Annotated in this window: 1 rRNA gene (cut by a window edge); it reads right to left on the bottom strand. The window is 56.5% G+C overall.

The window, feature by feature from the left end:
- Nucleotides 1–31: 31 nt before the first annotated feature.
- Nucleotides 32–1,207 (bottom strand): 23S ribosomal RNA (locus tag ACZ66S_RS40550); it runs 2,027 nt beyond the window's last position.

The raw sequence follows: 1,207 nt of genomic DNA, 5'->3' as shown, positions 1-1,207 counted from the left end.
CTCAGAACTAACACAGTGGACGCGAGCAAATATGGACAAGCCCTCGGCCTATTAGTACCGGTCACCTCCAGCGGTTACCCGCCTTCCAGATCCGGCCTATCAACCCAGTCGTCTACTGGGAGCCTTAACCCCTCAAGGGGGTGGGAACACTCATCTCGAAGCAGGCTTCCCGCTTAGATGCTTTCAGCGGTTATCCCTCCCGAACGTAGCCAACCAGCCATGCCCTTGGCAGAACAACTGGCACACCAGAGGTTCGTCCGTCCCGGTCCTCTCGTACTAGGGACAGCCCTTCTCAATGTTCCTGCGCGCGCAGCGGATAGGGACCGAACTGTCTCACGACGTTCTAAACCCAGCTCGCGTACCGCTTTAATGGGCGAACAGCCCAACCCTTGGGACCGACTCCAGCCCCAGGATGCGACGAGCCGACATCGAGGTGCCAAACCATCCCGTCGATATGGACTCTTGGGGAAGATCAGCCTGTTATCCCCGGGGTACCTTTTATCCGTTGAGCGACGGCGCTTCCACAAGCCACCGCCGGATCACTAGTCCCGACTTTCGTCCCTGCTCGACCCGTCGGTCTCACAGTCAAGCTCCCTTGTGCACTTACACTCAACACCTGATTGCCAACCAGGCTGAGGGAACCTTTGGGCGCCTCCGTTACTCTTTAGGAGGCAACCGCCCCAGTTAAACTACCCATCAGACACTGTCCCTGATCCGGATCACGGACCCAGGTTAGACATCCAGCACGACCAGACTGGTATTTCAACGACGACTCCCCCTGAACTGGCGTCCAGAGTTCACAGTCTCCCAGCTATCCTACACAAGCCGAACCGAACACCAATATCAAACTGTAGTAAAGGTCCCGGGGTCTTTCCGTCCTGCTGCGCGAAACGAGCATCTTTACTCGTAGTGCAATTTCACCGGGCCTATGGTTGAGACAGTCGAGAAGTCGTTACGCCATTCGTGCAGGTCGGAACTTACCCGACAAGGAATTTCGCTACCTTAGGATGGTTATAGTTACCACCGCCGTTTACTGGCGCTTAAGTTCTCAGCTTCGCCACACCGAAATGTGACTAACCGGTCCCCTTAACGTTCCAGCACCGGGCAGGCGTCAGTCCGTATACATCGCCTTACGGCTTCGCACGGACCTGTGTTTTTAGTAAACAGTCGCTTCTCGCTGGTCTCTGCGGCCACCCCCAGCTCACCG

This window comes from Streptomyces sp. NPDC107471 (assembly GCF_055582845.1).
The sequence above is the reverse complement of the archived record's forward strand: the minus strand, read 5'-3'. Positions and strand labels throughout refer to the sequence as shown.